General features: G+C 67.9%; 16 protein-coding genes and 1 tRNA gene. 10 read left to right on the top strand and 7 right to left on the bottom strand.

From position 1 onward, the window contains the following. Positions 1-3: 3 nt before the first annotated feature. Positions 4-471 (bottom strand): GatB/YqeY domain-containing protein, encoded by a 468-nt coding sequence (locus E0H73_RS27205; protein WP_131361425.1) that lies wholly within the window; start codon positions 469-471, stop codon positions 4-6. A gap of 26 nt (positions 472-497) precedes the next feature. Here E0H73_RS27205 and E0H73_RS27200 point away from each other — a divergent pair, with 26 nt between their 5' ends. Both E0H73_RS27200 and E0H73_RS27195 read left to right on the top strand, forming a co-directional pair. Continuing rightward, the gene (locus tag E0H73_RS27200; RefSeq protein ID WP_131361424.1) at positions 498-1,457 is read left to right on the top strand and encodes a metallophosphoesterase; all 960 of its coding nucleotides are present in this window, start codon (positions 498-500) and stop codon (positions 1,455-1,457) included. A 9-nt stretch (positions 1,458-1,466) separates the two neighbouring features. After that, positions 1,467-1,543: transfer RNA gene (locus E0H73_RS27195), tRNA-Pro, on the top strand. A 60-nt stretch (positions 1,544-1,603) separates the two neighbouring features. Here the strand turns inward: E0H73_RS27195 and E0H73_RS27190 are convergent. From E0H73_RS27190 to E0H73_RS27170, 5 genes are read right to left on the bottom strand one after another with little or no spacing between them, the layout of a single operon-like run. Further along, entirely contained in the window at positions 1,604-1,960 is a 357-nt protein-coding gene (locus E0H73_RS27190; protein WP_131361423.1) for a YciI family protein, read from the bottom strand. A 44-nt stretch (positions 1,961-2,004) separates the two neighbouring features. Further along, positions 2,005-3,261, bottom strand: a complete 1,257-nt coding sequence (locus E0H73_RS27185; RefSeq protein ID WP_131361422.1) for an ABC transporter ATP-binding protein — start codon at positions 3,259-3,261, stop codon at positions 2,005-2,007. Positions 3,262-3,290: 29 nt separating this feature from the next. After that, positions 3,291-4,121 (bottom strand): carbohydrate ABC transporter permease, encoded by an 831-nt coding sequence (locus tag E0H73_RS27180; RefSeq protein ID WP_131361421.1) that lies wholly within the window; start codon positions 4,119-4,121, stop codon positions 3,291-3,293. Further along, positions 4,121-5,077 carry a carbohydrate ABC transporter permease gene (locus tag E0H73_RS27175; RefSeq protein ID WP_202867585.1) on the bottom strand — a complete coding sequence of 319 codons (957 nt, stop codon included), beginning with the start codon at positions 5,075-5,077 and terminating at the stop codon, positions 4,121-4,123. The genes E0H73_RS27180 and E0H73_RS27175 overlap by 1 nt, the downstream gene beginning before the upstream one ends. 30 nt (positions 5,078-5,107) lie before the next feature. Continuing rightward, on the bottom strand, positions 5,108-6,367 hold the full coding sequence (locus tag E0H73_RS27170) for an extracellular solute-binding protein (RefSeq protein WP_202867584.1): 1,260 nt from the start codon (positions 6,365-6,367) through the stop codon (positions 5,108-5,110). 184 nt (positions 6,368-6,551) lie between these two features. Between E0H73_RS27170 and lipB the strand changes: the two genes are divergently transcribed. The 7 genes from lipB to E0H73_RS27135 all read left to right on the top strand — a co-directional run bounded on the left by lipB (position 6,552) and on the right by E0H73_RS27135 (position 11,932). Beyond that, entirely contained in the window at positions 6,552-7,181 is a 630-nt protein-coding gene (gene lipB / locus E0H73_RS27165) for a lipoyl(octanoyl) transferase LipB (RefSeq protein ID WP_238164286.1), read from the top strand. A gap of 18 nt (positions 7,182-7,199) precedes the next feature. Then, entirely contained in the window at positions 7,200-7,601 is a 402-nt protein-coding gene (locus E0H73_RS27160) for a hypothetical protein (protein WP_202867583.1), read from the top strand. Continuing rightward, a complete protein-coding gene (locus tag E0H73_RS27155; protein ID WP_131361419.1) occupies positions 7,594-8,295 on the top strand; it encodes a carbohydrate-binding family 9-like protein in 702 nt (233 codons plus the stop codon). Before E0H73_RS27160 ends, E0H73_RS27155 begins: the two co-directional genes overlap by 8 nt. A gap of 208 nt (positions 8,296-8,503) precedes the next feature. Continuing rightward, positions 8,504-9,436 (top strand): tetratricopeptide repeat protein, encoded by a 933-nt coding sequence (locus tag E0H73_RS27150; protein WP_131361418.1) that lies wholly within the window; start codon positions 8,504-8,506, stop codon positions 9,434-9,436. Between the two features lie 122 nt (positions 9,437-9,558). Then, the gene (locus tag E0H73_RS27145; RefSeq protein ID WP_131361417.1) at positions 9,559-10,347 is read left to right on the top strand and encodes a CoA transferase subunit A; all 789 of its coding nucleotides are present in this window, start codon (positions 9,559-9,561) and stop codon (positions 10,345-10,347) included. A 1-nt stretch (position 10,348) separates the two neighbouring features. Beyond that, positions 10,349-10,978 (top strand): CoA transferase subunit B, encoded by a 630-nt coding sequence (locus E0H73_RS27140; RefSeq protein ID WP_131361416.1) that lies wholly within the window; start codon positions 10,349-10,351, stop codon positions 10,976-10,978. A 60-nt stretch (positions 10,979-11,038) separates the two neighbouring features. Then, positions 11,039-11,932: a carbohydrate kinase family protein gene (locus E0H73_RS27135; RefSeq protein ID WP_131361415.1), complete on the top strand. Its 894-nt coding sequence runs from the start codon at positions 11,039-11,041 to the stop codon at positions 11,930-11,932. Here E0H73_RS27135 and E0H73_RS27130 read toward each other — a convergent pair. Then, the gene (locus E0H73_RS27130) at positions 11,889-12,569 is read right to left on the bottom strand and encodes an SDR family NAD(P)-dependent oxidoreductase (protein ID WP_131361414.1); all 681 of its coding nucleotides are present in this window, start codon (positions 12,567-12,569) and stop codon (positions 11,889-11,891) included. The two genes, E0H73_RS27135 and E0H73_RS27130, sit on opposite strands and share 44 nt — an antisense overlap. 148 nt (positions 12,570-12,717) lie before the next feature. Between E0H73_RS27130 and E0H73_RS27125 the strand changes: the two genes are divergently transcribed. Beyond that, positions 12,718-14,658 carry a CocE/NonD family hydrolase gene (locus E0H73_RS27125; RefSeq protein ID WP_131361413.1) on the top strand — a complete coding sequence of 647 codons (1,941 nt, stop codon included), beginning with the start codon at positions 12,718-12,720 and terminating at the stop codon, positions 14,656-14,658. Positions 14,659-14,715 lie beyond the last annotated feature (57 nt).

Genomic DNA, 14,715 nt, shown 5'->3' with positions numbered 1-14,715 from the left:
CCCTCAGGCGCCGAGCTGGCGCTTCACCTCGGCGGAGACGACGGCGCCGTCGGCCTTGCCCTTGACCTTGGGCTGCAGGGCACCCATCACCTTGCCGATGCCGCGCGGGCCGAGCTCGGCGGCGCCGGTGGCGGCGACGGCCTCGGTGACCAGGGCAACGATCTCTTCCTGGCTGAGCTGCTCCGGCAGGTACTCGGCCAGGATGTCCGCCTCGGCCTGTTCCTTGTCGGCGAGCTCGTCCCGACCGGCGTCGCGGTACGCGACCACCGACTCGCGGCGCTTCTTCGCCTCCGAGCTCAGGACGTCGACGACCTCGGCGTCGGACAGCTCGCGGGCCTCCTTGCCGGCCACCTCCGCCTTGGTGACTGCCGTGAGCGCCATCCGCAGGGTCGACTTGCGGATCTCGTCGCGCGCCTTCAGGGCGGCGGTCATGTCGTCGTGCAGGCGCTGCTTCATTCCGGAGTTGGACATGACCAGCATTGTGGCAGGCTGGTGGAATGAGTTTGCGCGGGCTTGCCACCACCACCCTCAAGACCACGGCGGTCGTCGGCGCCGTGGGAGCGGCCTGCGTCGCGTACGCGGCCGCCGTCGAGGTGCGCTGGTTCACACTGCGCAGAGTGACGGTCCCGGTGCTGCCCGAGGGCTCTGAGCCGCTGAAGGTGCTGCACCTGTCCGACCTGCATCTGATGCCGGCCCAGGAGCGCAAGATCAACTGGGTCAACGACCTCGCCACGCTCGAGCCCGACCTGATCGTGAACACCGGCGACAACATCTCCCACGAGGCCTCGGTGCGGCCGCTGATCCGGGCGTACGGCGACCTGCTCGACGTACCTGGGGTGTTCGTGTTCGGCTCCAACGACTACTGGAAGCCGCACTTCAAGAACCCGGGGAAGTACCTGCTGCCCGCGAACAAGCAGCGGCACAAGCCGCACGGCCCGGACCTCCCGTACGAGGAGATGAGGCGTGCGTTCACCGGCGCCGGCTGGACCGACCTGAACAACGCGAAGGCGACGCTCAAGGTCAACGGCCTGCGGCTGGACTTCGCCGGCACCGACGACCCGCACATCAAGCGCGACCGGTACGACGAGGTCGCGGGCGAGGTGGATCCAACGGCCGACCTGTCGATCGGCGTCACGCACGCGCCGTACCAGCGTGTGCTGAACGGGTTCGTCAGCGACGGCTATCCGCTGGTGCTGGCCGGCCACACCCACGGCGGACAGCTGGCAGTGCCGCTGTACGGCGCTCTCGTGACCAACTGCGATCTGGACACGTCTCGGGTGAAGGGCCTGTCCACATGGGGCGCGGGCGGCCGTCAGGCGGCCCTGCACGTGTCCGCCGGCCTGGGTACGTCGCCGTACGCGCCGATCCGATTCGCGTGCCGGCCGGAGGCGACACTGCTGACCCTGGTGCCGCGGATAAACCCGATTTCGTCCGCAGGGTCGGCGCATGTAAGCTAACGGCGACTTCGGGCTGTGGCGCAGCTTGGTAGCGCGCTTCGTTCGGGACGAAGAGGTCGCAGGTTCAAATCCTGTCAGCCCGACCACGTGGAAGAGGTCCCTCAGTGAGGGGCCTCTTCGCGTTTTGAGGGGCACTCTTTTCGTTGTCAGTCCTCCGCGGCCTCGGCGATCGACCGGGGCGGCCGCACCTTGACGAACTGCAGGTTGCCGGCGGGCATCATCCAGGTCATGACGTCGACCGCGAGCCGCCCGGCCAGTACTGCGGGATCGGCTTCCACCTGCGCGCGGGCGGTCGCAGCGTCCACCGACCAGATCGAGAAGCCGCGGTAGCGCTCGTCGTCCTGGTCGGTGAGCGGCCCGCGGGCGAGGATCAGCCCGCGCTCCTGCAGGTCGGCGCCGTGCGCGAGGTGCCGGTCCTGCAGCGCAGCCGCCTCGTCGTCCGTCATCACCGGCGCGTCCGGTCGCAACGTCAGCAGGGTCACGGTGTAGCGGTCGAATCGCATACGTCGAAACGTACGCTGAAAGACCTGCAGCGGTGCCTGTTCGCCTATTCCTCCACCTGCTGGGCCGTGGCTCGCGGGTCCGGACCGGCGGCCCGGTCGCTCGAGGGCGAACTCGACTCGACCAACTCCGGCTCCGGCTCGGCGGCGTACCGGGTCAGGTTGTCCCCGGTGGCTGGGTCGAAGACGTGAATCCGTGCGTTGTCGAACCACAGGTCCGTCACGGTGCCGTCGGTGACCTTGCTCTGGGCACCCAGGACGACGACCAGTTGGGTGCGCATCTGCTCGCTGTCCAGCTCGCGCTGGAGCTCCTTCAACTGCAGGGTGACATCCTTCGGAGCGTCGTAGGGGATGTAGGCATAGAGCTCGTTGCCGAGCCACTCGGTCACGTCCACGTTGGCTGTGAACGTCTCCCCGCCGGCCCGGGCCGAAGCGTCCACGCCGGCGGCGTCCTCGAAGTCCTGCGGGCGAACGCCGACGATGACCAGATCATGTCCGTCAGTCCCTGCGAGCCGGTCGGTGACGCCTATGTCGCCGAACGGGGTCTCGATCGCGCCGTCTTTCACCCGGCCCGGGATGAAGTTCATCGGCGGCGACCCGATGAACCCAGCGACGAACAGGTTCGCGGGGGTGTCGTACAGCTGGTGCGGAGTCCCGATCTGCTGCAGGACGCCCTTGCGCAGGACGGCGATCCGGTCCCCCAGTGTCATCGCCTCGGTCTGATCGTGGGTGACGTACACGGTCGTGGTTCCGAGCCGGCGCTGCATCCGGGAGATCTCGGTCCGCATCTGGCCGCGCAGCTTGGCGTCCAGGTTGGACAGCGGCTCGTCGAACAGGAACGCGTCGGCCTTGCGGACGATCGCCCGGCCCATCGCGACCCGCTGCCGCTGGCCGCCGGACAGGTTGGCCGGCTTGCGCTTCAGGTGCTCGGTCAGCTCGAGCACGTCGGCGGCCTCTTCGACCCGTTGGGTCACGTCGGCGTCCGGCATGTTCTTCAGTCGCAGCGGGAACGCGATGTTCTCGAACACGTTCAGGTGCGGGTAGAGCGCGTAGTTCTGGAACACCATCGCCAGGTTCCGGTCCCGGGGCGCCTTCTCGTTGACCCGTTCGCCGTTGATGAGCATGTCGCCTTCGGTGATGTCCTCCAGGCCGACGATCATCCGCAGCAGGGTCGACTTGCCGCAGCCGGACGGCCCGACCAGGATGATGAACTCCCCGTCGGCCACCTCGATGCTGATGTCGTCGACAGCCAGGAATCCGTCCGGATACCGCTTGACGATGTTCTTCATACTGATGGTTGCCACAGTCGGACATCTCCTTCCTGAGCGGGCGATCAGCCCTTGACGGCGCCCGCGGTCAGACCGGCGACGATCCGGCGCTGGAAGAGCAGCACCAGGATGACGACGGGGATGGTGACGACCACCGAGGCCGCCATGATCGCGGTGACCGGCGACTGGAACTGCGAGGCGCCGGTGAAGAACGACAACGCCGCCGGGACGGTCCGGGCCCGGTCGGTCGAGGTGAGCGAGATCGCGAGCAGGAATTCGTTCCAGCAGAAGAAGAACGTCAGGATCGTGGTCGTGAACACGCCGGGTGCGGCCAGCGGCACGATGACCTTACGGAACGCCTGCCAGGCGGTCGCGCCGTCCACCTGCGCGGCCTGCTCCATCTCCCACGGGATCTGCCGGAAGAACGCCGACATGGTCCAGATCGACAGCGGCAGGGCGAAGGTGAGGTAGGGGATGATCAGGCCGGCCCAGGTGTCGTAGATGCCGAGGTTGCGCCACATGTTGAACAGCGGCCCGACCAGCGCGGCCTGTGGGAACATGGCGATCGCCAGTGCCATCGACAGCAGGAGTTTCTTACCCGGGAACTCCAGCCGGGCGATCGCGTACGCGGCGAACATCGCGACGATCACCGACAGCAGGGTCGCGATGAAGGCGACGCCCACCGAGTTGCGCAACGCGCTGGTGAAGAGGCTGTCGCTGAACACGGTGTCGTAGTTCGTCCACACCCACTTCTCGGGGAAGAACGTCGGCTTCGCGCTGCGGAACGTGGCCGGGTCCTTGAACGACAACGACACCATCCACAACATCGGGAACAGTGCCCAGACCAGGATGAGCAGGCCCCAGCCGGTCCACCAGTACTTCGCGTTCCGCTTCATCACTTGTCACCCCTCACCTGCGAGAGGTCGGTCTTGAAGCCCTTGACGAACAGGAACGCGATGATCACCACGCTGAAGAACAGCAGCACCGAGATGGCCGACCCGACGCCGAGGTTCAGCAGCGTCACGTTCTGCCGGTAGGCCAGGAAGGATAACGTCTCGGTCTTGTTCGCGCCGGCCGTCATGATGAACGGGTTGTCGAAGATGCGCCAGGCGTCCAGGGTGCGGAAGAGCAGTGCCACCATGATGGCCGCCTTCATGTTCGGCAGCGTCACGCGCATCAGCCGCTGCCGGGCGGTGGCGCCGTCGACGGACGCCGCCTCCTGCAGGTCCCACGGCACCTGGACCAGGCCGGCGAGCAGCAGCAGCGAGATGAACGGCGTCGTCTTCCAGATCTCGGAGAAGATGATGACGAACAACGAGGACCAGCGCTGGCCGAACCAGTTGTAGTCGCCGAGGCCGAACCACTGGTTGATGAAGCCCGAGTCCAGCTGGAACGCGTACCGCCAGATGTACGCCGAGACCACGGTGATGATCCCGTACGGGAGCAGGATCCCGGTGCGCACCAGCGAGCGGCCGCGCAGGATCCGGTACATCACGAACGCGAACGCGAAGCCGAGGACGAGTTCGACCCCGACGCTGACCGCCGTGATGATGAAGGTGGTCAGGAAGTCGCTCCACCAGACCGGGTCGGTCAGCACGGTTCCGTAGTTCGACAGGCCGACGAAGGAGCGCCCCGCCGGGTCGGTCAGCCGGTAGCTGTACAGCGACAGGACGACCGCGTACACCAGCGGGTAGGCGGTCACCACGATCATCACGACGAAGGCGGGCGCGGACAGCCACAGCCCGAGCCGTCGTTCGTGCCGCGTGCGGTCCGACATCCGCGCCGGAACCGGTGCGGCCGACGGCGTCGTGGCCGGGAGCGTCGCCGTGCCCTGTTCCTCGTTGACGGCCATCGTTCCCTCCCTAGGACGATTCGGGTCGGCTCAGAGCAGCCGATCTCCGCTCAGGACCTCACTCATGAACTTGTCGGTGTCCTCCGGTGTCGCCGGAGCACGGACGTCGGTCCCCGGGTGCCAGGTGATCTGCACCGACGTGGAGACGTCGTTGTAGTACGGCGTGATCGGCCGCGGACCCGCGTCGTTGATCGAATCCCGGATCAGCGGTGCCATCGGGAACGCCTTGCGCACCTGGGGATCGTCGTACGCCGCTGCCTTCGCGGCCGGGTTCCCCGCGTCGACCATGTACTGGATGCTGCTCTGCAGCGAGGTGAGGCACTTGACCAGGGCCAGCGCCTGGTCGGGGTACTTGGTGTACGCGCCGATGGCCAGGTTGATCCCACCGAGCGGCGGCTTGCTCGGCATCCCCTCGACGACCCGCGGGTACCGTGCCCAGCCGATGTCGTCGACCACGGCCTGCGTGGTCGCGCCGGCCTTCACGTCGCCCTGCGCCGCGCCGTACACGTACGGCCAGTTGACCATGAACCCGCCGCGGTCGCTCTGGAAGGCCGAGCGAGCCTCTTCCTCGGTCGCGGTGGACATCGCCGGCGGTGCCGCGGAGGACCGGGCCAGGTTGCCGACGACCTCGGCGGCCGCGTCACCGGCCGGTGAGGCCATCGACGGCGTCGCGTGCTTGCCCGCCTGCACATTGGTGACGATCTGGCCACCGGCCGAGACGACCAGCGCGTTGACCCAGACCATGTAGCCCTCGTACCGGTTGGCCTGGACGGCGATCACCTTGTTCTCGGCCTCCGCCGCCTTGATCATCTGGTCCCAGGTGAAGCCCGGGGCGGTCGGGTCGACCCCGGCCGCGGCGGCGGCCGACTTGCGGTACCACAGCAGTTGCGTGTTCGCCCAGAACGGCGCCGCGACCAGCTGGCCGTTCCAGTACGCCGTCTTGATCGGTGCGGCCAGGACGCCGTCGGTGAACGTCGCCTCGTCCTGCTTGCTGAACGTCTTCAGGAACCCGGCGTTCGCGAACTCGGCCACGAACGGCGGGTCCAGACTCATCAGGTCGATCGAGCTGTCCTTCGCAGCCAGCCTCCGGACCAGTTGCTCGCGCTGCTGGGACGCGTCGTTCGGTAGCGTCTGGATGTCCACCTTGTACGGGCCGCCCGCCGGCGCGCACTTCTCGGCCAGCCGTGCCTGTCCACCGTTGTCAGGATTGATATACCAGTTGAGCGTGGGCGTACTGCTCTCCTGCCCACACGCAACCAGGAGTTGCAGGGCCAGCGCGGTCACGGCCACATAGACCAATCTGCGCCGGAGTCTTCCTGAGACTTGGGTCCGGATCACCCGCCGACCACACATGTCATCGCCCCCTCCGAGCAGCGATGTGGTCTCTTTCTGATAATCCACCCGGTCGCTCACCTGCGCCAGACCGGAAGTGGACCCGATCGGCTGTTCGGGTCACCGGCCTAGGCTGGACCGCATGCAGCGGATCGATCTGGGCGAAGTGGACTACGAGGTCGCCGCGAAGGAGATGCGCGACTGGGTCGAGGAGCGGGTGGAGGGCAAGGCCGAGGACCGGCTGTTCCTGCTCAGTCATCCGCCGGTGATCACCTACGGGCCGCGGACCTCGCTGGACGACCTGCCCGCGGAGGCGGCCGCGATCCCGTCGGTGGCGGTCGACCGCGGCGGCTTCGCGACGTACCACGGGCCTGGGCAACTGGTCGGGTACCTGGTGATCGATCTCAAGCAGCGTGGGCCGGTGGACATCGTGCGCTGGCTCGAGAACGGGCTGATCGAGGCGCTCGGCTCGCTCGGGTTCCCGCTGGTACGGCGGGAGACGCCGAAGGGCGCGAGCAGCCTGGTCGGCGTCTGGACCGAGGACCATCGCAAGCTCTGCTCGATCGGGATGCGGATCCGCCGGGGCGTCACCAGCCACGGTTTCTCGGTCAACGTGGATCCCGCCATGGACGTGTTTCACACGTTCACGAGTTGCGGGCTGCACGACGTCACGATGGTCTCGCTGGCCGAGCTGGCAGCCGAGCGCGGCGTACCCACCCCGACGGATGCCGCGGTGCGGGATGCGATCGCCGACTCCCTGGGCGCTGTCTGATCCCGATAGCCTGCCGCAATGAGCCAGGAAGACGACGCCCCGCCGTTGCCGCCGCTGCTGATCGTCGCGGTCGTCGGGCTGCTGTGCGGGTTCGCGACCGTCGGCCTCGTGTGGGTGAGTGAGCGCGGCTGCGAACGATTCCGCGACACCTCGAACTGCGGCCCGCTGGGTTTCCCGCTGCTGGTGCTGATCGTGGTGGTGACCATCGTCCTCGGCGGTCTCGCCCTCAGCCGGCTCGCGCTGCCGCACGCCCGGCTGATCGCGTTCCTCGGGGTCGCGTTCATGCTGATCGTCGTGATCGCGTTCCTGTCCGGGAACCTGTCCTCGCCGTGGACCCTGGCCATCGTCCCGGCACTCACCACGATCACCTTCTTGCTCGCCAATCTCGTCGCCCGACTGCTGGAGCGTGCTGATGCCTGACCTGCCCGTCTACGACTGCCCACGGACCCCGGCCGCGCCGAACCTCGACGGCACCCTGACCGATCCCGCCTGGGACGTCGCGCCGTGGACCACCGACTTCGTGCCGATCACCGGATCCGGCCCGGCGCCGCGCTACCAGTCCCGGGCCAAGCTGATGTACGACGACGAGTACCTGTACGTCGGCGGGCTGCTCGAGGAGCCGCACGTGTGGTCGACGCTGCGGGAGAAGAACACCAAGCTCTTCCACGAGAACAACTTCGAACTGTTCCTCGACCCTGACGGCGACGGACAGAACTACTACGAGTTCGAGATCAACCCGCTCGGCACGATCTGGGAGCTGACCCTGCCGAAGCCGTACGTCGACGGCGGCGTACCGGTGGACCCGACCAACCTGCCCGGCCTACGTACGGCGATCCACGTCGACGGCACGGTCAACGACCCGTCCGACACCGACACCGGGTGGTCGGTGGAACTCGCCGTACCGTGGGCCGACCTGGCGTCGTACAACGCCGGCCGCGCCACGCCGCCGAACGCGGGCGACGAGTGGCGGATGAACCTGATGCGCTGCCAGTGGCCGCACGAGGTGGTCGACGGGACCTACGTGAAGGGCACCGACCTGGAGTTCTGGGTCTGGTCACCGCAGTACGTCGAGGACATGCACCTGCCGAAGCACTGGGGAGTTCTTCGCTTCTAGGTCGTGGCCGGTGATCCCACGCCGTAGCGAGCAGGTGCTCGGTGCGGTAGCTCGGCGTGCTGGAGCGGAGGTCTCGATGCGGAGCATCGTGGCCTTCGGGCCAGTGCGGCGAGATGCCGTGCCGAGTGCCGCGCAGTAGGCGTGGGATCACCGGCCACGACCTGCCCCGGTGACGTGGGGTTACCACGCCCGGGGGACAATGAGGTACGTGAACTCAGGGGGCTCAGGCGGCCTGCACAGCCTTGAGGCGGATCAGGTCGTCAGCGCGATCGAGCGCGCTTGCGAGAGCGACCTGCGTACGGCCCTCCGGCTGGTCGCCCGGTACTCGGCCTATTGGTGGTCGCGCGGGCTCCAGGACGAGGCTGCCGCGGCCGCGGAGCGAGTGCTCAGCATGCTCGGACGCACTGTCCCGGTCGGGCTGGACGAGGAGTACCTGCTGGCTGTGCTGCACGGTGCTGCGTCGGCCGAGCAGGAGCAACTGGAGCTGGCGCAGCAGATCGTGGCCGCGACGACCGGGCCCTTCCGGTACTCCGTGACCGTGCTGCTGTGGTCACTGGTGTTCGGACCGTTCGAGTCGGCCGAGCTGGTCGAGGACGTGCTGGAGCGGAACGAGGGCGGTGACGCCTGGGCCCGGGCTGCCGTCGAGCTCTGCCGCGGGTACCCGGGTCTGACGGCAGTGACACCGGATGAGGCGGCTCAGGCGCTGCGTACGGCGCTGGGGCGGTTCCGGATGCTCGACGACGCCTGGGGGATGTTCCTGGCGGTCGGCGCGCTCCGGCAGACCGTGGACGAGCCTCTGGACCTGACCACGGAGTCTCTGGCTCTGGCGGAGCAGCTCGGCTTGGACGAGGAGGTCGGCGTACTGCTGTGTCAGCGCGGTGACCTCTATCGGAGGCTCGGCAAGCTGGAGGACGCGCGGGACGACTACTGCCAGGCCCTGGACGTCAGTGAGCGTGCTGACCTCCCCGAGACTGCCGCTGCGGCCCGCATCGGCCTGGCCCGGACGGCACGCCTGTGCGGCAACCTCCCGGCCGCCCGTACGCACCTGTCGGCCGTCCTCGTGTTCCCGGAGCTGGAGGACGCCCACTTCGAGGCGCTGCACGAGCTCGCCGTACTGAACGCGTCCGAGGCCTCCGCATAGCACCCGACCACATGTCCGAGTGGTACGGCGGCACATCTGTGGTCGCGGCCACATCGCGGGAGTCCTGCCCTGCTGGTTAGAGTCGGGAACGACCCAGCTCAGACATGCAACGGAGCAGCCTGATGGACAAGACGTACGACTCACCGCAGGCCGCGGTCGACGACATCGGCGACGGCGCGAGCCTCGCGGTCGGCGGCTTCGGGCTGTGCGGCAACCCGATGGAGCTGATCACCGCCCTGCACGACAAGGGGGTGAGCGGGCTCAGCGTGGTCTCGAACAACTGCGGCGTGGACGACTGGGGCCTCGGGATCCTGCTCGCGGACAAGCGGATCGCCAAGATGACATCGTCGTACGTCGGGGAGAACAAGGAGTTCGCCCGGCAGTTCCTGACCGGTGAGCTCGAGGTCGAGCTGACCCCGCAGGGCACGCTGGCCGAGAAGCTGCGGGCCGGCGGCTGCGGGATCGCCGCGTTCTACACGCTGGCCGGCGTCGGCACCCAGGTCGCCGACGGCGGGCTGCCGCAGAAGTACAACCCCGACGGCTCGGTCGCCAAGGCCTCGGAGCCGAAGGAGACCCGCGAGATCGACGGTACGACGTACGTGCTGGAGAACTCGATCACCACCGACTTCGGGCTGGTGCACGCGCTGAAGGGTGACACCCACGGCAACCTGGTCTTCGACCGCAGCGCGCGCAACTTCAACCCGCTGGCCGCGATGGCCGGCCGGGTCACCATCGCGCAGGTGGAGGAGCTGGTCCAGCCTGGTGAGCTGGACCCCGACTCCATTCATCTGCCCGGTGTCTACGTGCAGCGAGTGGTTGCTGTCGGCAAGAACACCGAGAAGCGGATCGAGAAGCGGACCGTTCAACCCCGCGAGGCGTACGAGGCCGCGCGCGAGAAGCTGGAGGCCTGAGATGCCACTCACCCGTGAGCAGATGGCCGCCCGCGCCGCCTCCGAGCTCGAGGACGGCTCGTACGTGAACCTCGGCATCGGGCTGCCGACGCTGGTCCCGAATTACATCCCGGACGGCGTCACCGTCGTACTGCAGAGCGAGAACGGCATCCTCGGCGTCGGCCCGTACCCGGTCGAGGGCGACGAGGACCCGGATCTGATCAACGCCGGCAAGGAAACCGTCACCACGCTGCCGGGCGCCTCGTTCTTCGACTCGTCGCTGTCGTTCGGGATGATCCGCGGCGGCGCGATCGACGCGGCCATCCTCGGTGCCATGCAGGTCTCGGCCAAGGGCGACCTGTCCAACTGGATGATCCCCGGCAAGATGGTCAAGGGCATGGGCGGCGCGATGGACCTGGTGCACGGAGCCAAGAAGGTGATCGTGCTGATGGAGCACGTCGCCAAGGACGGCTCGCACAAGATCCTCGAGGAGTGCGACCTGCCCTACACCGGCCGCGGCGTGGTCAACCGGATCATCACCGACCTCGCCGTACTGGACATCACCGAGGACGGACTGCGGCTGGTCGAGCTCGCCGACGGCGTGACCTTCGACGAACTCCAGGCGAAGACGGGCGCGCCGATCAAGCAATGAGTGTGTTCAGCTCCTGAAAGACACCTGTGATCGTGGGCGAAAGTCGGGTATACGGGACAGGTGGAGCTGGATGTCTTTGTGATCGGCGGGGTCGGGATCGACACGATCGTTCGCGTGCCCGGGTTGCCCCTGGACGACGTGGAGACGATTCACGTCGAGCCGGTCGAGTCGTACGTCGGCCACACCGGTCACGGCGTCGCGCTCGGCTGCCACCTGCTCGGGCTGCGGACCGGGCTCGCGGATGTGATTGGCGACGACGAAGAGGGCTACCGGATCCGCAAGCTGTACGACGACCTCCGGCTGCCACTGCACGTCGCGTTCCACCCCAGCGGCACCCGGCGTTCGGTCAACCTGGTCACCCCCGACGGGCGGCGCCTGGCGCTGTACGACGGACGCCACCCGGCCGGGCTGCAGGTCGACCCGGACCTCTGGCGGACGAGCTGCGCGCAGGCCGAGCACGTTCACGTGTCGATCATGGACTTCGCCCGGCAGGCGCTGCCCGACGCGCTCGCCTGGGGCTGCTCGATCTCGACCGACCTGCACGACTGGGACGGCCGCAACGACTACCACAAGGATTTCGCCACCGCCGCGGACATCGTCTTCGTCTCGACCAGCGCGCTCACGCTGGATGCGGTCGACTGGATCCTCGCGAAGGGCCGCGCCCGGCTCGTGGTCGCGATGGCCGGAGCCGACGGCAGCTACCTCCATTTCACCGACCGGCCGCCGCAGCACATCCCGGCGATCGAGCTCCCCGACCGGCCGGTGGTCGACACCAACGGCGCCGGCGACGCCTACGTCGCGGCGTTCCTGGCCCGCTGGCTCGACGGCGTCAGCTGGTACGACGCCGCCGTCGCCGGATCGATCGCGGGCGCCTGGGCCTGCGGCTCCCGCGGCACCCACACGGACTTGATCACAGCTGAGGAGCTAGCTGCTCGAAGTAGAACGCTCGGATGAAGCAGTCGCGCGACTGACCGACGGCGAACATCACGCAGTCGACCACGGACTGCGCGGTCAGGGTCGCACCGGCCTCCCGCGGTCCGTCCTGCACGAAGTCCGGGGGGAACAGCGAGATCACTCGGATCCCCTCGGGCCGCAATCGCTCGGACAGGATCTCGGCGTACCCGGCCTGGGCATGCTTGGCGGCGTAGTACGCGGCATGGGCGGCCGAGCGGTGCTGTCCGGGCTCCCCCGCGGCGGAGACCAGGTTGACGATGTTCGCGCGATCGGAGGCTCGCAGCAGCGGCAGCATCCGCTCGGTGAGCAGCACGGTCCCGGTCGCCACCCCGGCGATCGTGTCGGCGATGTCGGCCGGGCTCGCCAGTGCACCCAGGTAGCGGGCTCCGCTGTTCACCAGGATGTCGAGCCGATCGATGCGAAGGGCATCGATCGACGCCGGGTCGGCGAGATCGAGTACGGCGGACGTCGCCGTACCACCGGCGGCCCGAATGAGGTCGACAGTCTCATCCGCCGCAGCCTTGGTCCGAGCGGTCGCGACCACCTCGGCCCCGCCCGCCGCGAACGCGAGAGCGAGCCTCCGCCCGGTGTCACGCCCGGCCCCAGTGACAAGAACGTGCTGTCCGCCAAAAGTCATGGCCCGACACAACCACCTCAACCCAACTCGAGGTCAACCGCGAACAGTTGCGGGTGAAGTATTTCCCGTGCTGTTTACGGGAAGTGACGACTCGGGTGGGATCTGTGGTCAGAATGGGTGTTCACCTACCGCCCTAGGGGAGACACGTATGCGCAGAACTCGGTTCCGGACCGGGATGACCCAGCTGGTCGCCGCCGTGGTCGCACCGGCCGCCTCGCTGACCGCGATCGCCGGGCCCACCGCCGTACCGGCCAAGCCGTTCGTCCAAGGCACCACCACGGTCGCCGCCTACGACTACGACAACGCGATCCGCGAGCGGGTCGCGGTCGACGTACCGAAGCTCGACGGGGACGCCAACGGGGTCACCGACCAGATCACCGTCGACATCATCCGGCCGGGCGGGGCGGCCCAGGCCGGCATCGACGTCCCGATCATCATCCAGGCGTCGCCGTACTACGCCCAGGACCCGGCCAATTACTTCGACTCCAGCGGCGTCCGGCAGGTCTACGGCAGCTGGCTGGACAACTACTTCGTGCCGCGTGGGTACGCCGTCGCGTTCGTCGACATGCCCGGCACGTTCCGGTCCACCGGCTGCAGTGACGTCGGCGCGGACCTGGAGGTGAACGGCACCAAGGCCGTCATCGACTGGCTGAACAACCGGACCGCCGGGCACAAGCCCGACGGCAGTACGGCGAAGGCCGACTGGTCCACCGGGAAGGCCGGCATGATCGGCGTCTCCTGGAACGGCACCATCGCCAACTCCGTCGCCAGCACCGGCGTCAAGGGTCTGGAGACGATCGTCCCGATCGCCGCGATCTCCAGCTGGTACGACTACACCCGTGGCTTCGGCGTGCCGTTCTACGACGAGTACATGGGCTTCCTGCACGACTACGTCAGCAACGACGCGTCACCGCGCTGTGTCCAGCTCACGGACGAGATCGAGCAGGACTCCGACACCCGCACCGGCGGCTACAGCCCATGGTGGGATCCGCGGAACTACCGGCTGGACGCGCGCAACGTTCATGCCAGTGTGTACGTCGTTCATGGCCTCGGCGACGAGAACGTGAAGACCCGCCAGTTCGGCGAGTGGTGGGACGAGCTCGCCAAGCGCAACGTGCCGCGGAAGATCTTCCTGCACCAGGGCGTCCACCTGGACGGCTTCAGCTTCCGCGACGAGTGGGTGAACAAGCTGCACCCGTGGTTCGACTACTGGCTGCAGGGCTTGCAGAACGGCGTCATGCAGACCCCGCAGGCGACCGTCCAGCGTGAGGACGGCAGCTTCGTGGACGAGGCGCGCTGGCCGGCGACCGGCGCGACGCAGACCAAGCTGAACCTGAGCAAGGCGTCGGACGCCAAGACCGGTGGTCTGTCGATCGCGGCCGCGAGCAGCGACCCGGTCAGCTTCACCGGTACGTCGGAGCCGTCCGAGGACAGCGTCGTACTCGACCCGACGACGGCGCGGCCGGATCGGGCGGTGTTCCTGAGCGACGAGCTGGACAAGGCCGTCCGGGTCAGCGGCACCGGGAAGGTGTCGGTCCGGGTCAAGGTCAACAAGGTTGCCTCAGGCATCGAAGCGCGGCTGGTGGACTACGGTACGGCGACGCGGTACACCAACGTCACGAACGTGCCGAACACCCGGGTGTGCTGGGGTGACGGGAACGCGGCCGACACCGGGTGCTACGCCGACACGCAGATCAACACGGCGGTCTCGGACACGGCCGTGGTGGTGCGGAACATCGCGGATGTCGGGCACTACAGGTCGCTGAACCGCAAGGAGTCGCTGCAGTCGGGCAAGTGGTACGACCTGAGCTTCGAGCTGAACGCGGACGACGTGGTGTTCGCGCCCGGCCACCGTCTCGGCCTCGTGCTCACCGTGGAGCCGGACAACCCGTCCGTCCCGTTCAACGGCGCCACCATCACGCTCGACCCGAGCCGCTCGTCCCTCACCCTCCCCCTCACCGGCTACACCACAGCCCTCACCAACCCGGAGGCCCCGCAGTCCCGGATCCCGTCCACCCGCCTGTCCCAACCCGAACCGGAAAAGAACCCGGTTGAGCTGATGCGCCAGATGGTAGAAGCGTCCCGCTAACCAGAAAAGAATCCCGCCCGTCCCGGCCTTCGGCCGGGACGGGCCGCAAGTAACAGG

Origin of the sequence: Kribbella pittospori (assembly GCF_004331465.1) — a bacterium.
In the GTDB taxonomy this organism is placed as follows: Bacteria; Actinomycetota; Actinomycetes; order Propionibacteriales; family Kribbellaceae; genus Kribbella; species Kribbella pittospori.
This window is presented reverse-complemented; position numbering and strand designations above follow the sequence as displayed.

Excerpts from the sequence above, each read along its gene's own strand:
- E0H73_RS27125 (WP_131361413.1), top strand. The coding sequence starts at position 12,718 with ATGCGCAGAACTCGGTTCCGGACCGGGATGACCCAGCTGGTCGCCGCC.
- E0H73_RS27175 (WP_202867585.1), bottom strand. The coding sequence starts at position 5,077 with ATGGCCGTCAACGAGGAACAGGGCACGGCGACGCTCCCGGCCACGACG.
- E0H73_RS27140 (WP_131361416.1), top strand. The coding sequence starts at position 10,349 with ATGCCACTCACCCGTGAGCAGATGGCCGCCCGCGCCGCCTCCGAGCTC.
- E0H73_RS27180 (WP_131361421.1), bottom strand. The coding sequence starts at position 4,121 with ATGAAGCGGAACGCGAAGTACTGGTGGACCGGCTGGGGCCTGCTCATC.
- E0H73_RS27205 (WP_131361425.1), bottom strand. The coding sequence starts at position 471 with ATGTCCAACTCCGGAATGAAGCAGCGCCTGCACGACGACATGACCGCC.
- E0H73_RS27130 (WP_131361414.1), bottom strand. The coding sequence starts at position 12,569 with ATGACTTTTGGCGGACAGCACGTTCTTGTCACTGGGGCCGGGCGTGAC.
- E0H73_RS27190 (WP_131361423.1), bottom strand. The coding sequence starts at position 1,960 with ATGCGATTCGACCGCTACACCGTGACCCTGCTGACGTTGCGACCGGAC.
- E0H73_RS27155 (WP_131361419.1), top strand. The coding sequence starts at position 7,594 with ATGCCTGACCTGCCCGTCTACGACTGCCCACGGACCCCGGCCGCGCCG.
- E0H73_RS27145 (WP_131361417.1), top strand. The coding sequence starts at position 9,559 with ATGGACAAGACGTACGACTCACCGCAGGCCGCGGTCGACGACATCGGC.
- lipB (WP_238164286.1), top strand. The coding sequence starts at position 6,552 with ATGCAGCGGATCGATCTGGGCGAAGTGGACTACGAGGTCGCCGCGAAG.
- E0H73_RS27200 (WP_131361424.1), top strand. The coding sequence starts at position 498 with ATGAGTTTGCGCGGGCTTGCCACCACCACCCTCAAGACCACGGCGGTC.
- E0H73_RS27160 (WP_202867583.1), top strand. The coding sequence starts at position 7,200 with ATGAGCCAGGAAGACGACGCCCCGCCGTTGCCGCCGCTGCTGATCGTC.